The organism is Streptomyces verrucosisporus, assembly GCF_017114865.1.
Lineage (GTDB): Bacteria > Actinomycetota > Actinomycetes > Streptomycetales > Streptomycetaceae > Streptomyces > Streptomyces fenghuangensis.
In genome coordinates this window covers 1-23,303 of the sequence record NZ_JADEYH010000010.1, presented here as the reverse complement: position 1 = coordinate 23,303, position 23,303 = coordinate 1, and the positions used below count along the sequence as shown (strand labels likewise).

Genomic DNA, 23,303 nt, shown 5'->3' with positions numbered 1-23,303 from the left:
GGGCGCGTGGCGGGACGCGGCCGCCGCATCGTGCTGTGGCGGCACGGGCAGACCGCGTGGAACCTCGAACGCCGCTTCCAGGGCACCACGGACATCGAGCTGACCGAGGAGGGCCTGGAGCAGGCCCGCCGCTCCGCGCGGCTGCTCGCGGCGCTCAAACCGGACTCGATCATCGCCTCCGACCTGAAGAGGGCCGTGGACACCGCCGCCGAGCTGGCCGCGGTCACCGGCCTGGAAGTCACCCGCTACGAGGGCCTGCGCGAGACGTACGCGGGCGTGTGGCAGGGGCTGACGCACGAGGAGATCGTCGAGCGCCACGGTGAGGAGTACGCCGCCTGGAAGCGCGGCGAGCCCGTGCGGCGCGGTGGCGGCGAGCTGGAGACCGAGGTGGCCGACCGCGCGGCGCCGGTGGTCGAGCGCAACGCCGACAAGCTGCCCGACGGCGGGGTCCTGGTCGTGGTCAGCCACGGCGGAACGATCCGCACCACCATCGGCCGCCTGCTGGGCCTGGAGCCGGGCTCGTGGGAGTCGCTGGGCGGGCTGACCAACTGCTGCTGGTCCGTCCTGGGCGAGGGGGCGCGCGGCTGGCGGCTGCTGGAGCACAACGCCGGAACGCTCCCCCAGCCGGTCCTCGGCGACGACGTCTGACGCGCTCCGAAGACCGGCCCGAAGACCGGCCCGAAGACCGGCCCGGAGGCCGGCCCGGAGGCGGTCCGGAAGGCAGGCCCGGTGCGGGCCGGCGGCGGATTTCGCATTCGGGCAGGTCACCGGTTAAGCTTCTTCCCGTTCACGGCACCGCGGTGAAAGCGGCGGAGCCGGAGCGATGGGGCTATAGCTCAGTTGGTAGAGCGCTTGCATGGCATGCAAGAGGTCAGGAGTTCGATTCTCCTTAGCTCCACAGACGAAAGAGATCCCGTCCCCCGCCAGGGGGGCGGGATCTTCGCTTTTCCGGCAGAGGCCGCCCGGAGGGGGTGAGGGGAAAGCGGAACCTCGCCGCCTCCGTTCACGCCCTCCTGCCTGCGGACGGAGCATGGCAGAATCGGAACGCCGGACGGGCCGCCGCGCGCAGCGTGAGCCCGCCGGGGCGTTCGGAGACATCGAGGACGGCAGAGACAGCGGAGGGGTCCCCCACGTGCGCACGCCTGCGGTCACGGCTGGAGTTGACTGACGGAGATGGGTGCACACAGCAGGAAGTGCGACTGGTGCGGCAGCGGGACCCCGATCGTCCGCGACATGGAGCCGGTCAACACGGCGTACCAGTACTGGTGCGCCGAGTGCGCGCGGGCGCTGATCATCAAGGGCGACCCGATCGAGACCTACCGCGAGCTGGAGGGTGAGCCGATCTACGGCCGGCTCCTGGAGGAGCACTGCACCCTCAAGCGCTTCTACTCCTTCGTGGCGGCCTGACCGCCGTCCGCCCCCGCACAGGGGCGTGAGGCCGTACGGACCCTGGGAGCGGGGAGGACGCCGAAGGATCCGGGCGGCCCCGGGTACGGAGCGGGCCGCCGCAGCGCGCGTACCGCCAGGACGGCGGCGAGGGCGAGCAGCGCCGCGCCGGCCGCCGGATAGACCGCCGACAGCGCCATCTGCGCACCGCTCTGCCGCAGTTCGAACCGCTCCAGGGACGAGCCGTGCGGCACCCACCACAGCGCGTACGAGCAGAACAGCAGCGCCGCCAGCACCGTGCCCGTCCACCACCGCGCACTGCCGCGGCGCAGCGCCTCCGAGCCCAGCAGCAGCACGGCGGGCACGCACCACACCCAGTGGTGCGACCAGGAGACGGGGCTGACCAGCAGCGCGGTGCAGGCGACGCAGACGGCGGCCCAGGCGTGCGCGGAGGGCAGCCGGCGCGGGCCTGCGAGCACGGCGGCCACCGCGACGGCGAGCCCCGCCGTGGCCGCCGCGGCGGCGAGCACCGTCCAGCCGGCGCCGGGTTCGGCCGTGTGCAGCAGCCGCGCCAGGGCGCCGCGCAGCGACTGGTTGGCGGTGTCCTCGACCCGGCCGACGCGCTCGGGTGAGAAGACGGCCCCGGTCCAGAAGTTCCGGGAGTCCCGCGGCAGTACCAGCGCCGCCAGGACGACCGTCCCGGCGAACGCGCCCGAGGCGACGGCGGCCCGGCGCAGCCAGTGGTTCCACAGCCGCGCCGGGGGGCCGGTGAGCGGTCCTCGCCGCTTCCGCGGCATCTGCCGCCAGGCCAGCGTCAGCCCGCACAGGGCCAGGAACACCGCGAACAGGGCGGGGGTCAGTTTGATCCCGGCGGCCACCCCGATGCCGACGCCGGCCCAGCGGTGACCGGAGCGCCGGGACAGGTCCCACAGCACCAGGACCGCCAGCAGCAGGTTGATCTGGCCGTACCGCAGCGTCGTCCACACCGGCTCGCACCAGACGGCGACCGCCGACAGAGCCAGGGCGGCGGCCGGGCGGGGAAGGTTCAGCGGACGCCCGGTCAGCCGCAGCGACAGATGGACCAGGGCGACCAGCAGGACGAGGTTCGCCCCGGTCGCCAGCAGCCGCATCGTCGGCACGTCGACCAGGGTCAGGGGTATGAACAGCAGCGCGGCGAACGGCGGGTACGTCATGGGCAGTTCGGCGTGCGTGGCGCGCATCGCGTACAGGTCGCCGCCGGTCCGGGCCGTCCAGCCCTCGGCCCGGTAGACCATCAGGTCGATCATGGAGACGTTCGCCGCGCTCTGGGCCGTTAGGAAGGCGGTGAAGGAGAGCAGGCAGAACACCGCGGCGAGCCGTGTGGACCGCTTCAGCAGATACGCCCGCGCCGCGGGGAACCGGCGGTCGGCGGTCAACTGCAGCGTACTCACGGGCGGCTCCGGGTCCTGGGGGTGACGGTCCTGGCGGTGGCGGTGGCGGTCGTCGGGTCGGGCGGGGCGGTCGGGACCTTCCACGGCCGGCCGTGTGCGTGGACGTGCGCGCGGGCGTGGCCGGTTGCCCGGACGCGGCGGGCGGCTGTGTACGGGCGTGGGAGTACGACAGTACCCGGACGGCCGTGACCTACCCGTTATGGGATTTGGCGAAGGGCGCTCACGGGCGTGTACAGTAGGCATCGCCGCCGCGGGGGACCGCAGCGGAGGAAGCAAGGGGCTATAGCTCAGTTGGTAGAGCGCTTGCATGGCATGCAAGAGGTCAGGAGTTCAATTCTCCTTAGCTCCACAGTGGGAGAGCGGGCCGTCCGGTAGGACGGCCCGCTTCCGTCTGTCCGGGCCGTGTCCGAGCACGGCCCGGGCCCCGGACGGCCGCGGGAGCGGGAAGGCGCCTTGCGGTACCCTGACGGCATGCGTGCCGTACGCCTTCTGCTTAGCGGGCCGCGCTGAACCAGCGCCGACCCTCCGGTCCCGGTTCCGGTGAGGTCGGAATCAGCGCGGCGTCCCCTCCTGTGCGAGGGGTCTTTTCGTTTCCGGGCCGTGAGCCCTTCCGCAGGCAGACGACGACCGATGGAGCTTAGAGGACGATGAGCGAGACCACCGCCGCCGCGGAGAACGCGGCCCCCCATCGCTACACGGCCGCGCTGGCCGCGGAGATCGAGGCGCGCTGGCAGGACTTCTGGGACGAGCGCGGGGTGTACGAGGCTCCCAACCCCACCGGGGACCTGGCCGGCGATCCGGAGACCGTCGCCCGCCCCAAGCGCTTCATCATGGACATGTTCCCGTACCCCTCGGGCGCGGGGCTGCACGTCGGGCACCCGCTGGGTTACATCGCCACGGACGTCACCGCGCGCTATCTGCGCATGACGGGCCACAACGTGCTGCACACCCTGGGCTTCGACGCCTTCGGCCTGCCCGCCGAGCAGTACGCCGTGCAGACCGGCACCCACCCGCGGGTGTCCACCGAGGCCAACATCAAGAACATGAAGGTCCAGCTGCGGCGGCTGGGCCTGGGCCACGACCAGCGCCGGTCCTTCGCCACGATCGACCCGGACTACTACAAGTGGACCCAGTGGATCTTCCTGCAGATCTTCAACTCCTGGTACGACGAGGAGGCCGGCCGGGCCCGGCCGATCTCCGAACTGGCCGGGCAGTTCGAGGCCGGCGCCCGCCCCACGCCGGACGGCCGGGCCTGGAGTGAGCTGAGCGAGGCCGAGCGGGCCGACGTACTGGGCGGGTACCGCCTGGCGTACGCCTCCGACGCGCCGGTCAACTGGTGCCCCGGCCTGGGCACCGTCCTGGCCAACGAGGAAGTCACCGCCGAGGGCCGCTCCGAGCGCGGCAACTACCCTGTCTTCAAGGCCAAGCTGCGCCAGTGGAACATGCGCATCACCGCCTACGCCGAGCGGCTGCTGCGTGACCTGGACGCACTGGACTGGCCAGAGGCGATCAAGCTGCAGCAGCGCAACTGGATCGGCCGCAGCGAGGGCGCCCGCATCGAGTTCCCGGTCGAGGGCGCCGGCGGCGAGGCGTCCGGCGAGCGGATCACCGTCTTCACCACCCGTCAGGACACGCTGTTCGGGGTCACGTACATGGTGCTGGCGCCCGAGCACGAGCTGGTGGACCGGATCGTCCCCGACGCCTGGCCCGAGGGCACCCGCGAGGTGTGGACGGGCGGTCACTCCACACCGTCCGAGGCGGTCTCGGAGTACCGCAAGAGGGCGGCCGCCAAGTCGGAAGTCGAGCGGCAGGCCGAAGCGAAGGAGAAGACCGGTGTCTTCACCGGCGCCTACGCCATCAACCCGGCGGGCGGCGAGCGGATCCCCGTCTTCATCGCCGACTACGTGCTGATGGGCTACGGCACCGGCGCGATCATGGCCGTCCCCGCGCACGACAGCCGCGACTTCGCCTTCGCCCGCGCCTTCGAACTGCCCATGCGCTGCGTGGTCGAGCCGACCGACGGCCGCGGCACCGACCCGGCCACCTGGAACGACGCCTTCTCCTCCTACGACGCCGCCATCGTCAACTCCACCGGTGTGGAGGTGTCGCTGGACGGTCTGGGCGTGACCGAGGCCAAGGCCCGGACGACCGAGTGGCTGACCGAGCGCGGCATCGGCGAGGGCACCGTCAACTACCGCCTGCGCGACTGGCTGTTCAGCCGCCAGCGCTACTGGGGCGAGCCGTTCCCGATCGTCTACGACGAGGACGGAGTGGCGCACGCGCTGCCCGAGTCGATGCTGCCGCTGCAACTGCCCGAGGTCGAGGACTACTCCCCGCGCACCTTCGACCCCGACGACGCCGACACCGAGCCCGAGACCCCGCTGTCGCGGAACGAGGAGTGGGTGAACGTCACCCTGGACCTGGGCGACGGACTCGGCCCGCGCAGGTTCCGCCGCGAGACCAACACCATGCCCAACTGGGCCGGTTCCTGCTGGTACGAGCTGCGCTACCTGGACCCGCACAACGGCGAGAAGCTGGTCGACCCGGAGATCGAGCGCTACTGGATGGGCCCGCGCGAGGGGATGCCCACCGGCGGAGCGGACCTGTACGTCGGCGGCGCCGAACACGCCGTGCTGCACCTGCTGTACGCCCGCTTCTGGTCCAAGGTGCTGTACGACCTGGGTCACGTCTCCTCGGCCGAGCCGTTCCACAAGCTGTTCAACCAGGGCATGATCCAGGCCTACGTCTACCGCGACTCCCGCGGCATCGCGGTGCCCGCGGCCGAGGTGATCGAGCGCGACGGCGCCTACTGGTACGACGGCGAGAAGGTCGACCGGGCGCTGGGCAAGATGGGCAAGTCCCTGAAGAACGCCGTAACCCCGGACGAGATCTGCGCCGAGTACGGGGCGGACACCCTGCGGCTGTACGAGATGGCGATGGGCCCGCTGGACGTCTCCCGCCCCTGGGACACCCGCGCGGTCGTCGGCCAGTACCGGCTGCTGCAGCGGCTGTGGCGCAACGTCGTCGACGAGGCGACGGGCGAGGTCACGGTCGTCGACGCCGAGCCGGACGAGGAGACCCTGCGCGCGCTGCACAAGGCGGTCGACGGGGTGCGGCAGGACATGGAGGGCCTGCGCTTCAACACCGCCATCGCGAAGATCACCGAGTTGAACAACCACGTCACCCGGCTGAGTGAGGTACCGCGTTCGGTGGCCGAGCACCTGGTGCTGCTGATCGCGCCGCTGGCCCCGCACATCGCCGAGGAACTGTGGCGCAGGCTGGGCCACGACACCGGCGTCGTCCACGAGGACTTCCCCGTGGCCGATCCGCGGTACGTGGTGGACGAGACGGTGACCTGCGTCGTGCAGGTGCGGGGCAAGGTCAAGGCACGTCTGGAGGTCGCCCCGGACATCTCCGAGGCCGACCTGGAGGCGCGGGCGCTGGCCGAGCCGGCGGTCGTCGGCGCGCTGGGCGGGGCGGGCGTCCGCAAGGTGATCGTGCGGGCGCCGAAGCTGGTGAACGTCGTCCCCGCCTGACCTGCGGGGCACCCGCGTCATGCGGCGGCGGGGCCGCGGCCGCATGACGCGGCCCCGCCGCCGTGTGCGTTCAGTCCGCCGCCGGTCCGGTACCCGTTCCCGGGCCGGGCTCGGTCACCGGCGTGGTCTCCGGCTTTGACCGCGCCGCCATGGCGAGCAGTTCGGCCAGGTGCACGGCCTTCGTCCGGGAGCGCGTACGGCGCAGCCCCTGCCCCAGCTGGCGCAGACAGCCGGGGTTGACCGCCACGACGTAGTCCACGTCCAGCTTCCGCAGCGCCTCCAGCTTCGGGTCCAGCACGGCCCGGCTGTCGTCCGGCCGCAGCATCGCGTACGTGCCGGCGGCGCCGCAGCAGCCGCCCGCGCCGGGCAGCTCGACGTAGTCGGCCACCGCGGCGATGAGTTCGCGCGGCGGGCGGGCCACGCCCAGGCCGTTGCGCAGGTGGCAGGAGTCCTGGAGGGCGACCCGTGCCGGACGGCCGCCGACCGTGACCCGGCCCCGGGGCCGGTGACCGGTGTGCTCCAGATACTCGCTCAGCTCCCTGACCCGGTCGCGGCCCAGGTGGTGGGCGAGATGGGCGGCGCAGCCGCCGGAAGTGGTCACGATGGTGCCGGGCAGCCGCTCGCCCAGCGCGCGGGCCATCCCGGCCCCGGCGGCGGAGTCGCCGTTGTGGGCGTGCAGCGCGCCGCAGCAGCCCTGCCCGGCGGGGACGGCGACCTCCGGCCGCAGTTCGCGCACGGCGCGCGAGACGGACGGGTACAGCCCGCGCTCGACGCAGCCCAGCATCAGCGACACCGGCTGCCCCCGCTCCCCGTGCGCGGGACGGCGGTCCCGGGCGGAGCGGCGGTCCCGGGCGTGGCGGCGGTCCCGGGCGTGGCGCCGTACCAGCCCCTGGAGGCGCAGCAGCCACGACCGGGACACCACGGCCATCAGCAGGCGGGCGATCAGGGGCCGGTCGCGCCCCTGCCACTGGTGGTCGCGCCACTGCTCCAGCAGCTGCCCGTACTCCACGCCCGCCGGGCAGACCGGCTCGCAGGCCCGGCAGCCCAGGCAGAACGACGACTCCTCGACCAGGGTGGGGTCATCCGGGGTGAGGTCGCCGGACTCCAGCGCCCGCATCAGGGTGATACGGCCGCGCGGGGAGGAGGGCTCCTGGCGGGTGAGGGCGTAGGTGGGGCAGGCGGGCAGGCAGAAGCCGCAGGAGATGCAGCGGTCGAGCAGCGTCCTGTCGAACACGCCGAGCCCTTCGCCCTGCCCGGGCGCGGGTACGGGGACGGGGCCGGGCGCGGGACGGGGTGCGGAGTCGGTCATCGGGAGTCCTTCCGTGGACGCCCCCGCCGTCGGGCGGGGAGGAAGTCAGGATCCGAGCTTTCCCGGGTTGAGGATGCCCGCCGGGTCGAAGGCCTTCTTGATACGGCGCAGCAGGGCGACCTGGTCGTCCCCGATCCGGTCCGCGAGGTAGGGCAGCTTGGCGGCGCCCACTCCGTGCTCGCCGGTGATGGTGCCGTCCAGGGCGATGGCGGCCGCGAAGATCTCGGCGAACGCCCGGTGGGCGCGGTCGGCCCCCTCACCGTCGTCGGGATCGAGTACACAGGTGGGGTGGAGGTTGCCGTCCCCGGCGTGCCCGAAGGTGGCGATCCGCAGGTCGTGGCGGTCGGCGACCTCGTCGATGCGGTCCACCATCTCGGCGAGCCGGTGGCGCGGCACGGTCGCGTCCTCCAGGATCGTGAGCGAACCCAGCCGGGAGAGCGCCGGGAGCGAGCAGCGGCGGGCGGCGAGCAGGGCGTCGGCACGGGCGACGTCCTCGGCGAGGGTGACCTCCAGGGCCCCGGAACCCTCGCACACCTCCCCGATACGGGCGAGGGTGCCCGCCACTGTGCGCCCGGAGCCGTCGTCGCCGAAGAGCAGCAGCGCCCCGGCGTCCCGCCGCAGGCCGAGCCCGGCGAACTCCTCGACGGCCGAGACGCACTTGCGGTCGAGGAACTCCAGCGTGGCCGGGACGATCCCGTCGGCGATGACGGCCGCGACGGCCCGGGAGGCGTCGGCGAGCGAGTCGAAGTAGGCGACTCCGGTACCGGTCTCCTCGGGAGCGGGCAGCAGGGCCACGGTGGCCTCGGTGATCACCGCGAGGGTGCCCTCGGAGCCGGTCAGCAGCCGGGTGAGGTCGTAGCCGGCCACGTCCTTCCACAGCCGGCCGCCGGTGCGGATCACCTCCCCGGTGGGCAGGACGGCCTCCAGGCCGAGCACATGGTTGCGGGTGACGCCGTACTTCAGACCGCGCAGGCCGCCGGCGCAGGTCGCCACGTTGCCGCCGACGGTGGAGACGGTCCGGCTGCCGGGGTCGGGGGCGTACAGCAGGCCCTCGCGCGCCGCCGCGTCCGCCAGCGCGGCGGTGGTCACCCCGGGCTGGACGCGGGCCAGCAGTTCGGCGGGGCTGACCTCCAGGATCCGGTCGAGCCGGGTGAGCACCATGACGATGCCGCCGCGCAGGGGCACGGTGGCGGCGCACAGGTTGGATCCCGCGCCGCGCGGTACGACGGGTACGCCCCGCTCGGTGGCGTACCGCAGGACCGCGGCGACCTCCTCGGTGCTGCCGGGCAGCACCACGGCCTGCGGCCGCGCGTGGAAGAGGGGGGTGGCGTCGCGGGCGTAGGCGGCCAGCGCCCCGTCGTCGGTCCTGACGTGGTCACGCCCCACGATGGCGGCCAGATCCCCGGCCGGACCGCCCGGCGGACTCCCCGCCGGTTCCCCGGCCCGGCGTCCGGCCGGGCCCGTCTCCGCGTGCGTGTGCATCGGCGCACCACCATCCAGTCCGACTACGGGCGTGGACCGACGGTAGACCAGCGGGCGGACGGCGGCGAGGAGGCGAGGAGAAGAGGAGGACCGGGCAGTGCCCGGGGAAGCGGCCGGGAAACGACCGGGAGACCGCCGGGCCCCCTACGGGACGGATGCGGGGGGCACTCCGGGCCCGCCGGAACCCGGGACCGGCTCCGCACGTTTACCCTGGGAGGACGACCGCCCCCTCCGGGCTGCTGGAGGGCGGCGGCACACCGGCCGACGAGGGAGCGGGAGCTGTGGAGTTCGTCATCGGTCTGCTGGCCTTCCTCTTCGTGCTCTTCGTCGTCCTCGGGGCGATCGCCACGGTGAAGACCGTGCGGGCGGTCAGGCGCGGCGTGGAGCGGACGGGGCAGCAGGTGCGCCGCACCGTGGAGGAGACCACGCTCAAGGCCCGCAGCGCCCAGCCGGGCCCGGTGGGCGAACTGGCCCGGGTGCGGCTGGAGCTGCGCGGCTCCCTGGACAGCACACGCCGCGCACTGGAGACCGGATCCCGGCACGACCCCTCGCTGAGCGAGGCGGCCGGCCTGCTCGACCGGCTCGAAGAGCACGCCCGCCAGCTCGACGGCGAGCTGCGGCTGCTGATGGAGCGCGAGCCGGACCGCGGCCGGATCGCCGCCCGGCTCCCGGACGCGCGAGAGCGCGCCGGCCGCATCCGCGCCTCCGCCGACTCGCTGCGCTTCGCCGCACAGGACCGGGCACGGCGGCACGACGAGGACGGACTGGCCTCGCTGAGCGAGCAGATCGAGATCGAGGCGGGCGCGCTGCGGCACTGGACGGACCCGGCTTCCGGGAGCGCCTCCGGGGCCGCGGCCCCCGGGACTGCCTTTGACGCGCAGAGTCCGGAGGAGAGCCCGAACGCGGCGGACGCCCCCGGAGCGCGGGCCCCGCGGGCCCCGCGGGCACCGGGCATCGAGGGCCCGAAGGGCGGTCCGCAGGACCACACGGCGGACTTCGGCACCGACTTCACCAAGGAGTTCGGCCCGGACTTCGGACCGGATTTCGGCAAGGGGCGCCCGCAGAGCGCCTCGTGAACCCGGAACGGTCCGCCCCGGCCGGCCGTCCGGGCGGCCGGGCCCGACCCCAACACCCGAACCGCACCACCGCGAAAGTCCGTTGAGTGAACCTCCGGGCCGCGGGCCGCCGCACCGCGGACCGCGGCGCACCGCTCGCTTCACCGCGGCGAGGAAAGGCCCGGTAATCTCCGCCCCATGTCCCGCCATGTCGCGATCGTCACCGATTCCACGGCCTACCTGCCGCAGGTGGCACTGGAACACCACCGCATCGCCTCGGTGCCGCTGACCGTGGTGCTGGGCGACCGGGCGCTGGAGGAGGGCACTGAGCTCTCCGCCCGATCGCTGGCCGAGGCCCTGCGGAAAAGGCGGTCCGTCACCACCTCCCGTCCCGGCCCGCAGGTGTTCGCCGAGGTGTACCGCTCCATCGCGCGGGAGCCGGGGGTGGAGGGCATCGTCTCCCTCCATCTGTCGGCCGAGCTCTCCGGCACCTACGACGCGGCCGTGACCGCCGCGCGGGAGGCACCCGTGCCGGTGCGGGTGGTGGACACCGGCATGGTGGCGATGGCGCTGGGCTTCTGCGCCCTGGCCGCCACCGAGGCCGCCGAGGCGGGCGGCACGCTGGACGAGACGGTCGCCGCGGCCCGGAAGCGGGCCGAGGGGACCTCCGCTTTCTTCTACGTGGACACCCTGGAGTACCTGCGGCGCGGCGGCCGTATCGGCGCGGCCCGGGCCCTGCTGGGTTCGGCCCTGGCGGTCAAACCGCTGCTGGAGCTGGAGGACGGCCGTATCGGCATGCTGGAGAAGGTCCGCACCGCCTCCCGGGCCATCGCCCGCCTGGAGGAGATCGTGGCGGAGCGGGCGGGGGACGCCGGGGTGGACGTCGCCGTCCACCACCTGTCGGCCGCGGACCGTGCCGACCAGCTCGCGCAGCGGCTGCGCGCCCGGCTGCCCGGGCTCGGGGAACTGCACGTCAGTGAGGTGGGGGCGGTCATCGGCGCACACACGGGGCCGGGGCTGCTGGGCGTCGTGGTGTCACTCCGACAGGTGACGCGGTTGTCCACAACCGGCGGGTAGTCCACGGAGAGAAGCCGTGGCCGGACAGGGCGGGAACTCCTGCCTACCGTCGGCGGCATGAGCACCCCACCGCGCCTGCGATCACGCACCCCTGCCCCCCGTACCTCCGCCTCCCGCCCTTCTGTCCGCCCGCCCCTGCGCCCTCTGGCGGCAGGCCCCGGCCGCCACCGGGGCCCCGGTTCGGCCGTCCCGTACGCGGGGCGGCGCGGGCGCCGGCGGGAGATCCGGCGGGCCGCCGAGGCGGCGCCCCTGCGGGCCCGCGCGGACGCGCTGCTCGGAAGCACTCAACCGGTGCCCGGGCCGGGGCCGGAACCGGGTGGGCCGGACACCGGCGGAACGCCCGCCCCGCTGTCGCGGACGGAGGCCATCACGGCCGCGCGCGACGCGGTCCGGCAGGCACGGGCCGACCGCCTGGCGGCGGTGCACCCGCAGGGGCGGACGGCTGAGCGGGCGCCGACGCCGCGCCAGGCCGGCTCCGTTCCCGCCTCCGGTCCCGTTCCCGGCAGCGCGCCGACGCCTGCTCCCTCTTCCGTGCCCATGCCCGCTCCTGCTTCCGGAACCGGGCCGGACGCAGGTCCCGGCCCCGGCCCCGGTCCAGGTCCCGGGCCCGCTCCCGTGGACGCGTCCCGGCGCGCACGGCTGGCGGAGGCCGTACGGGACAGGCTGCCGCTGTGGGTGCGTACGCGATGCGGAGTGGAACCGCGCACGCTGGCCGCCCTCGCCCTGGCCCTGACCGTGGCCCTCGGCTTCGCCGTACACCACTTCTGGGGCGGTCGCCCGCAGGTGGTGCAGGCACCGCCGGTGGAGCCGGCCTCCCGTTCGACCCCCGTGCCCTCCCCGGCCTCCGCCTCGGCGCACTCCTCCGCCCCGGCGCCCGCGGCGGCCGCGGGCACGGCCCTCGGCGCGGGCGCCGGGGGAGGGGCGCTGCTGGTGGACGTGGCGGGCGAGGTCCGCAGGCCCGGGGTCCACCGGCTGCCGGCCGGCGCACGGGTGGCCGACGCTCTGCGGGCCGCGGGCGGTGTCCGGCCGGGCACCGATCTCCACGGCCTCAACCGGGCCCGGCCGCTGGCCGACGGCGAGCAGATCGTCGTCGGGGCACCCCCCACCGCGGCGGCCGCCCCCGGCCCGCCCGCTGCGGCCGGAGCGGAAGCGGCGGCGGGCGGACCGGTCAGCCTCAACTCCGCCACGGCCGAACAACTCGACACACTCCCCGGCATCGGGCCCGTGATGGCCCAGCGCATCATCGACCACCGCACCGAGTACGGCGGCTTCTCCTCCGTCGAGGAGCTCCGCGAGGTCAGTGGAATCGGGGAACGCCGCTACGCCGAGCTGAAGCCGCTGGTCGGACCGTGACCGCGAACACGCGGACGGGCGCGGAGGGCCGTACGACGGATCGTGCGGCGGCTCACGCGACGGCCCGGTCGGCGGTCCACTCCGCCGCCGGCCGCCGGCTGGGGGCGGCGGAGCCGCGCCAGGATGGCCCGGCCGACCTGAGGCTGGTGCCGCCCGCGCTGGCCGCCTGGGGTGCGGCGGCCCTGGCCCTGGGCACTCCGGGCGGCGCGGCCGTCGCGGGCGTGGCGCTGTGCCTCCTCGGCGCGGCGGCGTGCCTGGCCAGGGGCCGGGGCCGGGGCGGGGTGCGGGGAGGCGGGCGTACGGCCGTCGCCATGACACTGGTGTGCGCCGCAGCCGGCGGCGGGGTGGCCGCGGCGCACGCGGCCGATCTGCACCGGGGCCCCCTGCCTGCGGCGGCCCGGCAGTACGCGCACGTCACCGCCGAGGTGGCCGTCACCGGCGATCCGCGCGTGGTCCGGCCCCGCGTACGCGGCTCGGAGCAGACGGCGGGCACGGTGATACTGCGGGCCGAGGCCCTGCGCGTCACCACCGCCGACGGCACGGTGACCGCCACCCGGTCGCCGGTGCTTCTCCTGGTACGGGGTACGGACTCGGCGGCCGGACCGCCGGCGGAATGGCTCGAGCTGCTGCCCACCACCCGGCTGCGGCTCCGGGCCCGGCTCCTGCCACCTCAAGACGGTGCCGGGGGCCGCGACATCGCCGCCGTCCTGAGAGTGAGCACCGGCGGACCGCCCACGGTGACCGCGGAGCCGACGGCTCCCCAGCGCATCGCGGGAGACCTGCGCTCCGGGCTGCGGGAGGCCAGCGACGGGCTGCCTGGGGACGCGCGGGCACTGCTGCCGGGGCTGGTCGTCGGCGACACCTCGCGCATCCCGGCCGACCTCGACGCCGCCTTCCGGGCCGCCGACATGCTCCATCTGCTGGCGGTCAGCGGGGCGAACCTCGCGATCCTGCTGGTGCTTCTCATCGGGCCGCCGGGCAGGGCCGTACGCGCCGAACGCCGGGGCATGGCGCCCCGGCTGGGGATGTCGCTGCGCACCACCGCGGTCACCGGGGCGCTGCTCACCCTCGCCTTCGTGGTGGTCTGCCGCCCCGAGCCCAGTGTGCTGCGGGCGGCGGCCTGCGGGCTGATCACCATCGTGGCGATCGGCACCGGACGGCGGCGGTCCCTGCTGCCGGCCCTGGCCGCCGCGGTACTGCTGCTCGTGCTCTACGACCCGTGGCTGGCCCGCGACTTCGGCTTCATCCTCTCGGTCCTGGCCACCGGCTCGCTGCTCACCGTCGCCCCCCGCTGGAGCGAGGCCCTGCGCCGCCGGGGGACGCCGGGGAGGCTCGCCGAGGCGCTGGCGGCGGCCGCGGCGGCGCAGGCGGTGTGCGCGCCCGTGGTCGCGGTCCTCGCGGCCCACGTCAGCCTGGTGGCGATCCCGTGCAACATGCTGGCCGAGTTCCTGGTCGCGCCCGCCACCGTGCTGGGCTTCGCCGCCCTGGTCACCGCGCCCCTCGCACCGCCGCTCGCCGAGGTGCTGGCCCGGCTGGCGGGCTGGCCCACCGGGGCCGTCGCCGCCATCGCCCGTGCGGGGGCCTCCCTGCCCGGTGCCGAGATCGACTGGCCCGGCAGCTGGGCCGGCGCACTGCTGCTGGCCGCCCTCACCGCGGCGGCGGTCCTGGCGGCCCGTCACCTGGCGCGGCACCGGTGGCTGTGCGCGGCCTGCGCCGCACTGCTGGCACTGGCGGTCCTGCGCCCCGCCCCGCTGATCCGCCCGCTCACCGGCTGGCCGCCGCCGGGCTGGCGGCTGGCGGTCTGCGACGTGGGCCAGGGCGACGCGCTGGCGCTGGCGGCCGGGGAGGGGGCGGCCGTGGTCGTCGACGCAGGCCCCGAGCCGGAGACGGTGGACCGCTGCCTGCGTACCCTTGGCGTCACCACCGTCCCCCTGCTGGTGCTCACCCACTTCCACGCCGACCACGTCGCCGGGCTGACCGGGGTGCTGCGGGGCCGTGCGGTCGGGGCGATCCAGACCACCTCCCGGAGTGAGCCGGCCGGGCAGGCGGCGGCGGTACGACGGGATGCGGCCCGCGCGGGAGTGCCTGTGATCGGGGCGGGGCCGGGGGAGCGGCGCCGGATCGGCGACCTGTCCTGGGAGGTGCTCTGGCCCCGCCGGCCGCCGCCACCCGGACCACCCTCCACCTCGGGCGAGGACGCCAACGACGCCAGCGTCACCCTCCTCGTCCGCGCGGCCGGCCTGACCGTCCTCCTCCCCGGAGACCTCGAACCCCCGGCGCAGCGCGGCCTGCTGGAGGCACACCCCGACCTGCCCGCGGTGGACGTCCTCAAGGTGGCCCACCACGGCTCGGCCCACCAGGACCAGGTCCTGCTGGAGCGGCTGCGCCCCCGCGTCGCCCTCGTCTCCTGCGGGGAGGACAACCCTTACGGCCACCCGTCTCCGAAGGTCCTGGCCGGACTGCACGCCCTGGGATCCGCCGTTGCGCGCACCGACACCCACGGTTCCCTGGCCGTCACCGCGGACGGCACGGTGGTCGCAGCGGGCTGACGGCGCGTTGGGGAGGGCATCGGCGCGGCGAGGGCCGTTTCCCCGCTCCGCCTCCCTCACCGAAGGCCCGTCAGCGCGTGAGCCACCGACCGTCGCGCACCAGTTCCCGGCCGGCCAGTTCGTTCTCCTCGCGCCAGGCCAGCAGCCTCTCCGGCCGCAGCCGGAGGTAGACCCATCCGGACTTCCCACGCGGATCCCAGCCCAGCTTCGCGGCGAACGCGTCCGCCTCCCGCCCGGGCAGCTCACCGGGGTCGAGGATCTCGGCGCGGGCGTCGATGAGGACCACGTCCCGCGTGTGCCCCAGCGCCACCCGCGCCCGTGCCTCCCGGCCCACCGCCCGCAGGTTGCGGACGGTGGGCCGGGAGGCACGGGTGGAGATCAGCAGCGTGTCTTCGGACCAGAGGAAGGACAGAGGCACGAGACAGGGGGTGGCGTCGGGATTCACCGTGGACACCCAGACGTCCACGTCCTCCTCCAGCCGCTTCAGGACATCGCGTCTGCGCTGCTCCGCCGTACGCGGAGCCGGGTGAGGGGCCGTCATGCGCCGGACGCTAACCGGCGGCGAGGCCCGGCACATCGGGCGGACGTCCTGGGCCGCACGCCCTACTCCCGCCCACCGCCCGGACAAACCGTTTCCGGCCGGGGCCGTGGTGTGCCGGAGTCGGACGGTGACCGCATCCCGACGCGACCTGCTGCGCCGGCAGCCCGACCTGACCTGGGCACTGTTCGAGTACCGCCTGGAGCGCCTGGAGCGCCTGGAGCCCGGGGACTTCCTCTGGGAACCGGCTCCCGGCAGTGCTGGACGGTCCGCCCGGACGCGGAGGGGAAGTGGGTGCCGGACTGGGCGGACACCGAGCCCGACCCCGTCCCCGGTCCCCACGATCGCCTGGCTGAGCCGGCACATCGGCTGGTGGTGGGGTACGGCGGCCGACCATGCGCGGGGCCGGACGCCGCGCGGGCGCGGCGATGCCGTCTGGCCGGGCGAGGGGAGGCCGCCGTCGAGTGGCTGCGCGGCCTGCGCACGCACTGGCTGGAGGTGCTGGAAGGCCTCACCGGGGCAGACCTGGACGCCGCCGCCCCTTTCCCGTGGCCGGACGGCTCCGGGTACACCGTCGCCGACACGGTGGCCCGGGTGAACTCCGAGCTCATGAAGAACGCCGCCGAGATCGGCCGGCTCCGGATGCCGCGCGCCGCGTCCCGCGACTGAGGGCCGCCCAGCCCGCACCCGCCGGCCTCAGTCCCGCTCCAGCCAGCCGTCGTACTCGGCGGCGAGGGCGTCCAGTCCGGCCGGGTCGTACGCGCCGCCCGGATCGTCGAGGACGACCAGCCACTGGGCGTCCTCCGCGTCGTCCTCGCCCGCCAGCGCCTCGCGGACCGGCCGCGGCTCCTCGGCCAGCCCGAGCCGTTCGGCGACCTCCTCGGCCACCTCCTGTGCGGCGTCGCGGTCGGGGAGCACCAGGATGTGTCGTACGTCGTCCACCGCGCCATTGTGCGACAGCCGCCGGAGCGGTCCGCGGACAGGTCCCGGCGGCCCCGACGGCGACCCCGGCGCGGCCGGGACTGTCGGCGGCTCGTGGGATGCTGGTGCGCGATGGCCGGTAAAACCAGGAAGTCCTCGACCGACGACCCCCTCGCCCCCGTCACGCTCGCGGTGGGCCAGGAGGATCTGCTGCTCGACCGCGCGGTGCGCCAGGTGATCGACGCGGCCAGGGCCGCCGACGCCGACACCGACGTGCGTGAACTCGCCCCCGCCGACCTGCGGCCCGGCACGCTGGCGGAGCTGACCAGCCCGTCCCTGTTCGCCGAGCGGAAGATCGTGGTCGTCCGGGACGCGCAGGACCTCGCCGCCGACACGGTCAAGGACGTCAAGGCGTATCTGGGCTCCCCGGCCGAGGAGATCACCCTGGTGCTGGTGCACGCGGGCGGCGCCAAGGGCAAGGGGCTGCTGGACGCCGCCCGCAAGGCGGGCGCGCGCGAGGTCGCCTGCCCGAAGATGACCAAGCCCGCCGACCGGCAGGCGTTCGTGCGCGGCGAGTTCCGCGCCGCCGGACGCTCGGCGACACCGGAGGCCTGCCAGGCCCTGGTGGAGATCCTCGGCAGCGATCTGCGCGAACTGGCCGGCGCCTGCTCCCAGCTCACCGCCGATGTCGAGGGCACCATCGACGAGGCGGTCGTGGCCCGCTACTACAGCGGGCGCGCCGAGGCGTCCAGCTTCACCATCGCCGACCGGGCGGTGGAGGGCAGGCTGCCCGAGGCGCTGGAGGCGCTGCGCTGGTCGCTGTCCACGGGTGTGGCCCCGGTGCTGGTGACCAGCGCCCTGGCCCAGGGGGTGCGGGGCATCGGCAGGCTGATGTCGGCCCCGCGCGGGATGCGTCCCGGCGATCTGGCCCGTGAGCTGGGGATGCCGCCGTGGAAGATCGACCGGGTCCGCCAGCAGATGCGCGGCTGGTCGGCGGCCGGGGTGTCGGCGGCACTGCGTGCGGTGGCCGAGGCCGACGCGGCGGTCAAGGGCGGTGGGGACGACCCGGAGTACGCCCTGGAGAAGGCCGTCATCACCATCGCCCGTGCGGCCCGCTCCCGCTGAGGCGGAGCGGTGTGAGGGGAGCCCGCGGGCAAGCAGTGCGCGGGAAGCGGCGCGCAGGAAGCGTGCATGGAACGCGTACTGCCCGCCGTGGGGGATCACGGCAGGCAGTACGCGTCAGGCTCCAGACCTGTGACTTCTCGGTGCGCCGCACCCGCGTGGCGAACGCAGGCCGTGTGCGGCGCGGTGGGCCGGCACGGAGCGGTGAGAGGGTCCGCTGGGTTCCGTGTCGGCGCCGGGGCGGGCCGTCAGACGGCGGCCCGGGGGCTTCAGCCCTTGAGAGCGGAGACCTTCTGGGCCAGCGCCGACTTCTTGTTGGCGGCCTGGTTCTTGTGGATCACGCCCTTGTTGGCGGCCTTGTCGAGCTTCTTGCCGGCCAGGCGCGCGGCCTCGGCGGCCTTCTCGGCGTCACCGGCGGCGATCGCCTCACGGGTGCGGCGGATCGCGGTCTTCAGCTCGGACTTGACCGCCTTGTTGCGCTGGCGGGCCTTCTCGTTGGTCTTGATCCGCTTGATCTGGGACTTGATGTTCGCCACGAAAGAGCCTTCTCGGGTGTGATGAGGTGTGATTCCGTGCCCCGTCTCCCCGTGCGGTCCCGTCGCATCCGTCCGCGCGCCGGGCCCCGCGCGAGGGCGTTGAGACACAGTCGGTCAGAGTACCAGCAGGCCTGATCGGCTCCCAAACCGGACCGTAAGCGCCACTCATGGGACGATGGGGGAGACGTACCGATCCGAGCCATGACCCGACAGGACCCTGCGTGCCCGCGACCCCATCGAACGTGCCGGAGCCGAGCCGTACCGACCCGGCGCTGATCCGCAACTTCTGCATCATCGCGCACATCGACCACGGCAAGTCGACGCTCGCCGACCGGATGCTCCAGCTCACCGGTGTCGTCGAGCAGCGCCAGATGCGCGCCCAGTACCTCGACCGCATGGACATCGAGCGCGAGCGCGGCATCACGATCAAGTCCCAGGCGGTCCGCCTGCCGTGGGCCCCCACCGAGGGCGAGGCGAAGGGGACGACCCACATCCTCAACATGATCGACACCCCCGGGCACGTCGACTTCACCTACGAGGTGTCCCGCTCGCTGGCCGCGTGCGAGGGGTGCATCCTCCTGGTCGACGCCGCCCAGGGCATCGAGGCGCAGACGCTCGCCAACCTCTACCTGGCGATGGAGAACGACCTCACGATCATCCCCGTCCTCAACAAGATCGACCTCCCGGCCGCCCAGCCGGAGAAGTTCGCCGCCGAGCTGGCGCACCTCATCGGCTGCGACCCGTCGGAGGTCCTGAAGGTCTCCGCCAAGACCGGCGAGGGCGTCGACGCGCTGCTGGACGAGGTCGTGCGGCAGGTCCCGGCCCCGGTCGGGGTCGCGGACGCCCCCGCCCGCGCGATGATCTTCGACTCGGTCTACGACGCCTACCGGGGCGTCGTGACGTATGTGAAGGTCGTCGACGGCAAGCTCTCCAGGCGTGAGCGCATCCAGATGATGTCCACCGGCGCTGCCCACGAGCTGCTGGAGATCGGCACCAACAGCCCCGAGATGCTGCCCTCCGACGGCCTGTCCGTCGGCGAGGTGGGCTATCTGATCACCGGTGTGAAGGACGTGCGCCAGTCCAAGGTCGGCGACACCATCACCCAGTTCTCCAAGGGGGCCACCGAGGCGCTGGGCGGTTACAAGGACCCCAAGCCGATGGTGTTCTCCGGCCTGTACCCGCTGGACGGCTCGGACTACCCCGAGCTGCGCGACGCCCTGGACAAGCTCCAGCTCAACGACGCCGCGCTGGTCTACGAGCCGGAGACGTCCGCCGCCCTCGGCTTCGGCTTCCGCGTGGGCTTCCTCGGCCTGCTGCACCTGGAGGTCATCCGCGAGCGTCTGGAGCGCGAGTTCGGGCTCGACCTGATCGCCACCGCGCCCAACGTGGTCTACCGCGTGGACATGGAGGACGGCACCGAGCACATCGTCACCAACCCCAGCGAGTACCCGACGGGCAAGGTCGCCCAGGTGCACGAGCCGGTCGTCCGCGCGACGGTGCTGACCCCGAACGACTTCGTCGGCGCCGTGATGGAGCTGTGCCAGTCGAGGCGCGGCAACCTGCTGGGCATGGACTACCTGTCCGAGGACCGCGTCGAGCTGCGCTACACCCTTCCGCTGGCGGAGATCGTCTTCGACTTCTTCGACGCGCTCAAGTCCAAGACCCGCGGTTACGCCTCGCTCGACTACGAGCCGACCAGCGAGCAGACCGCCGACCTGGTCAAGGTCGACATCCTGCTGCACGGCGACAAGGTGGACGCCTTCTCCGCGATCGTCCACAAGGACAAGGCGTACAGCTACGGGGTCAGGATGGCCTCCAAGCTGCGCGAGCTCATCCCCCGGCAGCAGTTCGAGGTGCCCATCCAGGCCGCCATCGGCTCGCGCGTCATCGCCCGCGAGACCGTCCGCGCCATCCGCAAGGACGTGCTCGCCAAGTGCTACGGCGGTGACATCTCCCGCAAGCGGAAGCTGCTGGAGAAGCAGAAGGAGGGCAAGAAGCGCATGAAGGTGGTGGGCCGGGTGGAGGTCCCGCAGGAGGCCTTCATCGCCGCGCTCTCCTCGGACTCCGACGGCGGCGGCGACGCCAAGGGCAAGAAGTAGGGCCCGCCCCACGGGCCCGCCCACGGGCCGGTCCGTGGGCGGAAGCCGCAGGACGGAGCGTCCGTGAGGGCGCCGGTACGGCCCGCGCGGGCCGTACCGGCGCCCTCACACGTGCGGGTCCGTGCGCGGGCGCGAGGGCGGGCGGCGGTGTATGTGGTGTATGTATCGCACAGGTCACGGCTTCACGTAGGCGATGTGCAAGCTCTTTCAAGGCGGGACCTTCCGCCTTAGGCTGATCGCCCGCTCGGTTGTTACTCGCGAGTCACTCAATACGCACAGAGCAGTACGCACAGCACTGAACCGTTCCATCTTTTCCCCACCCCAGTACTCGCGGTGGACCGAGCCTTGGAGCCACCCCCCTGCACCGTCGCGGGCCCCGGAGGATGTTGTGAGCGACAACCAGTCCCTGATCCAGAACCGTCCGCCCTCGGTGGCGAACCTCTTCCTGGAGCGCATCGAGGCGACCCCGGACGGCGAGGCGTACCGCTATCCCGTGCCCCCGGCCTCGGGCAAGGGCCCGGACGAGTGGCGCTCCTACACCTGGGGCGAGGCCGCGCGGCGGGTCTTCGCGATCGCCGCGGGCCTGATGGACCTGGGGGTGAGGCCCGAGGAGCGGGTCGCCATCGCCTCGGGCACCCGGGCCGACTGGATCCTGTGCGACCTGGGAGTGCTGTGCGCCGGAGCGGCCACCACGACCGTCTACCCCAGCACCAACGCCGAGGAGACCGCCTACATCCTCGCCGACTCCGAGAGCCGTGTGCTGATCGCCGAGGACGCCGTGCAGCTCGCCAAGGCCCGCGAGCGCCGCGCCGAGCTGCCGGACCTCGCCCACGTCGTCGTCATCGAGGCGGAGGGCGCCGTGGCCGCCGAGGGCGACCCGGAGGGCTGGGTGCTGTCGCTGGACGAGCTGCGCAAGCGCGGTGAGGCGTACCTCGAGGAGCACCCCGAGGCGGTCAAGGAGACCGTCGGCGCCCTGCGCTCCGACCAGCTCGCCACCCTGATCTACACCTCCGGCACCACCGGCCGGCCCAAGGGCGTACGGCTGCCGCACGACGCCTGGTCCTACATGGCCAAGGCCATCGCCGCGACGGAACTGGTCCGCGCCGACGACGTGCAGTACCTGTGGCTGCCGCTGGCGCACGTGTTCGGCAAGGTGCTCACCGCGGCCCAGATCGAGGTCGGCCACGTCACCGCCGTGGACGGCCGGGTCGACAAGATCATCGAGAACCTTCCGGTCGTGCGGCCCACCTACATGGCCGCCGTCCCCCGGATCTTCGAGAAGGTCTACAACGGGGTCGCGGCCAAGGCACGGGCCGGCGGCGGCGCCAAGTACAAGATCTTCAAGTGGGCCTCCGGGGTCGCACGCGAGTACGCCAAGGTCACCCAGGACAACTTCCGCCGCACCGGCACCGCCTCCGCGCCCGCTGGCCTGAGGATGAAGCACGCGGTCGCCGACAAGCTCGTCTACGCCAAGCTCCGCGAGGCCTTCGGCGGAAGACTGCGCGCCTGCGTCTCGGGTTCCGCCGCCCTGGCCCCGGAGATCGGCTACTTCTTCGCCGGCGCCGGCGTCCACATCCTGGAGGGCTACGGCCTCACCGAGTCCAGCGCCGCCAGCTTCGTCAACCCCGGCGAGGCGTACCGTACCGGCACGGTCGGCAAGCCGCTGCCCGGCACCGAGGTGCGCATCGCCGAGGACGGCGAGATCCTGCTGCGCGGCCCCGGCATCATGCAGGGTTACCACAGGCTGCCGGAGAAGACCGCCGAGGTCCTGGAGGAGGACGGCTGGTTCCACACCGGCGACATCGGCGAGCTGTCGGAGGACGGCTACCTGCGGATCACCGACCGCAAGAAGGACCTGATCAAGACATCCGGCGGCAAGTACATCGCCCCGGCCGAGGTCGAGGGTCAGTTCAAGGCGGTCTGCCCCTACGTCTCCAACATCCTGGTGCACGGCGCCGACCGCAACTACTGCACCGCGCTCATCGCGCTCGACGAGCCCACCATCATGGGCTGGGCCGAGGAGCACGGGATGGGCGGCAGGAGCTACGCGGAGGTCGTCGGCTCCGACGAGGTGCACAAGCTCGTCGACGGCTACGTCCAGCGCCTCAACGAGGGTCTCCAGCGCTGGCAGACGATCAAGAAGTTCCGGATCCTGCCGCGCGATCTGGACATCGAGCACGGTGAGCTCACCCCGAGCCTGAAGCTGAAGCGGCCCGCGGTGGAGAAGAAGTTCGGCCACCTGATCGAGGAGATGTACGAGGGCGCCCGCGAGTCGTGAGGTCCGGGGCCCGGAACGGGCCGGAAGGGCCGGGGAGCGCCCGCGGTGCGGCGTCCCCGGCCCTTCACCTCCGGGCTTCGGGCGAGCCGTGCGCCCAGGGCTTGCGCGCCCACGCCGCAGAAGGCGTCGACCTCCTCGTCCTCCCCGGGCCCGCCTCCCCGCGCGGGGCCGGGCCGCCAGCGGTTGCACGACACCACCCCGGGCTCCACCGGCTCCAGGCCGTCGAGGGAGGCGATCCGCTCGGGGCCGCGCAGGACGAGCGGTGCGTTGCCGGAGGAGTTCCACACCTCCACGATCCTGTCCGACCGCTCGCCGTGAATGACGTCGGTGCCGTCGCCGACCGCGCGGTCGACCTCGTAGTTGTCCTTCCCCCCAGCCAGTAGTTCCAGATCCGCGCCACGTGCGGCACCGTTGTGTCGATCACGGGTGGCGCCTGCGGTTCGGGTGCGTGCGGGGGGGCGCTCACGGGAGGGGCCTTCTGTCACGGACCACGGCGACGGTCGTCGCACAACGTAATCCGACTGCCTCCGGGAGAAGGCGAGTTGACGCCTGAGTGGCACGGAGGCGGGAGCCCCGCGGGGAGCCCGACGAGGGCCGTGCGTTACCGCTCCGTGCGTTTGGGCGGGACGCCC

Annotated in this window: 16 protein-coding genes, 2 tRNA genes and 2 pseudogenes; 13 read left to right on the top strand and 7 right to left on the bottom strand. The window is 73.7% G+C overall.

The genetic code is table 11. The features are described from left to right. The first annotated feature begins 6 nt into the window (after positions 1-6). The 3 genes from IQ279_RS13265 to IQ279_RS13255 all read left to right on the top strand — a co-directional run bounded on the left by IQ279_RS13265 (position 7) and on the right by IQ279_RS13255 (position 1,407). Complete coding sequence (locus IQ279_RS13265; RefSeq protein ID WP_372445128.1) at positions 7-648, top strand: histidine phosphatase family protein; 642 nt, start codon at positions 7-9, stop codon at positions 646-648. A 177-nt stretch (positions 649-825) separates the two neighbouring features. Continuing rightward, positions 826-898, top strand: a tRNA-Ala gene (locus tag IQ279_RS13260). A gap of 275 nt (positions 899-1,173) precedes the next feature. Next, positions 1,174-1,407, top strand: a complete 234-nt coding sequence (locus IQ279_RS13255) for a hypothetical protein (RefSeq protein WP_101254268.1) — start codon at positions 1,174-1,176, stop codon at positions 1,405-1,407. Here the strand turns inward: IQ279_RS13255 and IQ279_RS13250 are convergent. Continuing rightward, a complete protein-coding gene (locus IQ279_RS13250; RefSeq protein ID WP_241028072.1) occupies positions 1,386-2,807 on the bottom strand; it encodes a glycosyltransferase 87 family protein in 1,422 nt (473 codons plus the stop codon). The two genes, IQ279_RS13255 and IQ279_RS13250, sit on opposite strands and share 22 nt — an antisense overlap. A 285-nt stretch (positions 2,808-3,092) precedes the next feature. On the opposite strand from IQ279_RS13250, the gene IQ279_RS13245 reads away from it, so the two are divergent. Beyond that, positions 3,093-3,165, top strand: a tRNA-Ala gene (locus IQ279_RS13245). 298 nt (positions 3,166-3,463) lie between these two features. Next, on the top strand, positions 3,464-6,352 hold the full coding sequence (leuS, locus tag IQ279_RS13240) for a leucine--tRNA ligase (protein ID WP_206348741.1): 2,889 nt from the start codon (positions 3,464-3,466) through the stop codon (positions 6,350-6,352). A gap of 70 nt (positions 6,353-6,422) precedes the next feature. Here leuS and IQ279_RS13235 read toward each other — a convergent pair whose 3' ends face one another. Both IQ279_RS13235 and IQ279_RS13230 read right to left on the bottom strand, forming a co-directional pair. Continuing rightward, a complete protein-coding gene (locus IQ279_RS13235; RefSeq protein WP_206348740.1) occupies positions 6,423-7,661 on the bottom strand; it encodes a (Fe-S)-binding protein in 1,239 nt (412 codons plus the stop codon). A gap of 45 nt (positions 7,662-7,706) precedes the next feature. Further along, positions 7,707-9,143, bottom strand: coding sequence for an FAD-binding oxidoreductase (locus IQ279_RS13230; RefSeq protein ID WP_206348739.1), 1,437 nt, complete (start codon positions 9,141-9,143; stop codon positions 7,707-7,709). Between the two features lie 281 nt (positions 9,144-9,424). On the opposite strand from IQ279_RS13230, the gene IQ279_RS13225 reads away from it, so the two are divergent. From IQ279_RS13225 to IQ279_RS13210, 4 genes are all read left to right on the top strand, one after another. Continuing rightward, positions 9,425-10,219 carry a tetratricopeptide repeat protein gene (locus IQ279_RS13225; RefSeq protein ID WP_307792338.1) on the top strand — a complete coding sequence of 265 codons (795 nt, stop codon included), beginning with the start codon at positions 9,425-9,427 and terminating at the stop codon, positions 10,217-10,219. Positions 10,220-10,396: 177 nt separating this feature from the next. Further along, the gene (locus IQ279_RS13220; protein WP_206348738.1) at positions 10,397-11,275 is read left to right on the top strand and encodes a DegV family protein; all 879 of its coding nucleotides are present in this window, start codon (positions 10,397-10,399) and stop codon (positions 11,273-11,275) included. A 693-nt stretch (positions 11,276-11,968) separates the two neighbouring features. Then, positions 11,969-12,628, top strand: a complete 660-nt coding sequence (locus tag IQ279_RS13215; protein WP_307792337.1) for a ComEA family DNA-binding protein — start codon at positions 11,969-11,971, stop codon at positions 12,626-12,628. Next, on the top strand, positions 12,625-15,177 hold the full coding sequence (locus IQ279_RS13210; RefSeq protein WP_206348736.1) for a ComEC/Rec2 family competence protein: 2,553 nt from the start codon (positions 12,625-12,627) through the stop codon (positions 15,175-15,177). Before IQ279_RS13215 ends, IQ279_RS13210 begins: the two co-directional genes overlap by 4 nt. Before the next feature lie 70 nt (positions 15,178-15,247). Here IQ279_RS13210 and IQ279_RS13205 read toward each other — a convergent pair whose 3' ends face one another. Continuing rightward, positions 15,248-15,718 carry a pyridoxamine 5'-phosphate oxidase family protein gene (locus tag IQ279_RS13205; protein WP_206348735.1) on the bottom strand — a complete coding sequence of 157 codons (471 nt, stop codon included), beginning with the start codon at positions 15,716-15,718 and terminating at the stop codon, positions 15,248-15,250. Positions 15,719-15,845: 127 nt separating this feature from the next. Here IQ279_RS13205 and IQ279_RS13200 point away from each other — a divergent pair. Then, a pseudogene (locus IQ279_RS13200) lies at positions 15,846-16,384 on the top strand (DinB family protein). A 27-nt stretch (positions 16,385-16,411) separates the two neighbouring features. Here IQ279_RS13200 and IQ279_RS13195 read toward each other — a convergent pair. After that, entirely contained in the window at positions 16,412-16,657 is a 246-nt protein-coding gene (locus IQ279_RS13195; protein ID WP_206348734.1) for a hypothetical protein, read from the bottom strand. A gap of 111 nt (positions 16,658-16,768) precedes the next feature. Between IQ279_RS13195 and holA the strand changes: the two genes are divergently transcribed. After that, positions 16,769-17,761, top strand: coding sequence for a DNA polymerase III subunit delta (gene holA / locus IQ279_RS13190; RefSeq protein ID WP_206348733.1), 993 nt, complete (start codon positions 16,769-16,771; stop codon positions 17,759-17,761). Between the two features lie 266 nt (positions 17,762-18,027). Here the strand turns inward: holA and rpsT are convergent, their stop codons facing one another. Next, positions 18,028-18,294, bottom strand: coding sequence for a 30S ribosomal protein S20 (gene rpsT, locus IQ279_RS13185; protein ID WP_206348732.1), 267 nt, complete (start codon positions 18,292-18,294; stop codon positions 18,028-18,030). 221 nt (positions 18,295-18,515) lie between these two features. Here rpsT and lepA point away from each other — a divergent pair, with 221 nt between their 5' ends. Together lepA and IQ279_RS13175 are read left to right on the top strand one after the other, a co-directional pair. Beyond that, the gene (gene lepA / locus IQ279_RS13180; protein WP_206348731.1) at positions 18,516-20,393 is read left to right on the top strand and encodes a translation elongation factor 4; all 1,878 of its coding nucleotides are present in this window, start codon (positions 18,516-18,518) and stop codon (positions 20,391-20,393) included. 388 nt (positions 20,394-20,781) lie between these two features. Next, positions 20,782-22,671 (top strand): AMP-dependent synthetase/ligase, encoded by a 1,890-nt coding sequence (locus tag IQ279_RS13175; protein WP_206348730.1) that lies wholly within the window; start codon positions 20,782-20,784, stop codon positions 22,669-22,671. 332 nt (positions 22,672-23,003) lie between these two features. Here IQ279_RS13175 and IQ279_RS28795 read toward each other — a convergent pair. Continuing rightward, positions 23,004-23,095, bottom strand: a pseudogene (locus tag IQ279_RS28795) (SAM-dependent methyltransferase); the annotation flags it as partial. Positions 23,096-23,303: the final 208 nt, after the last annotated feature.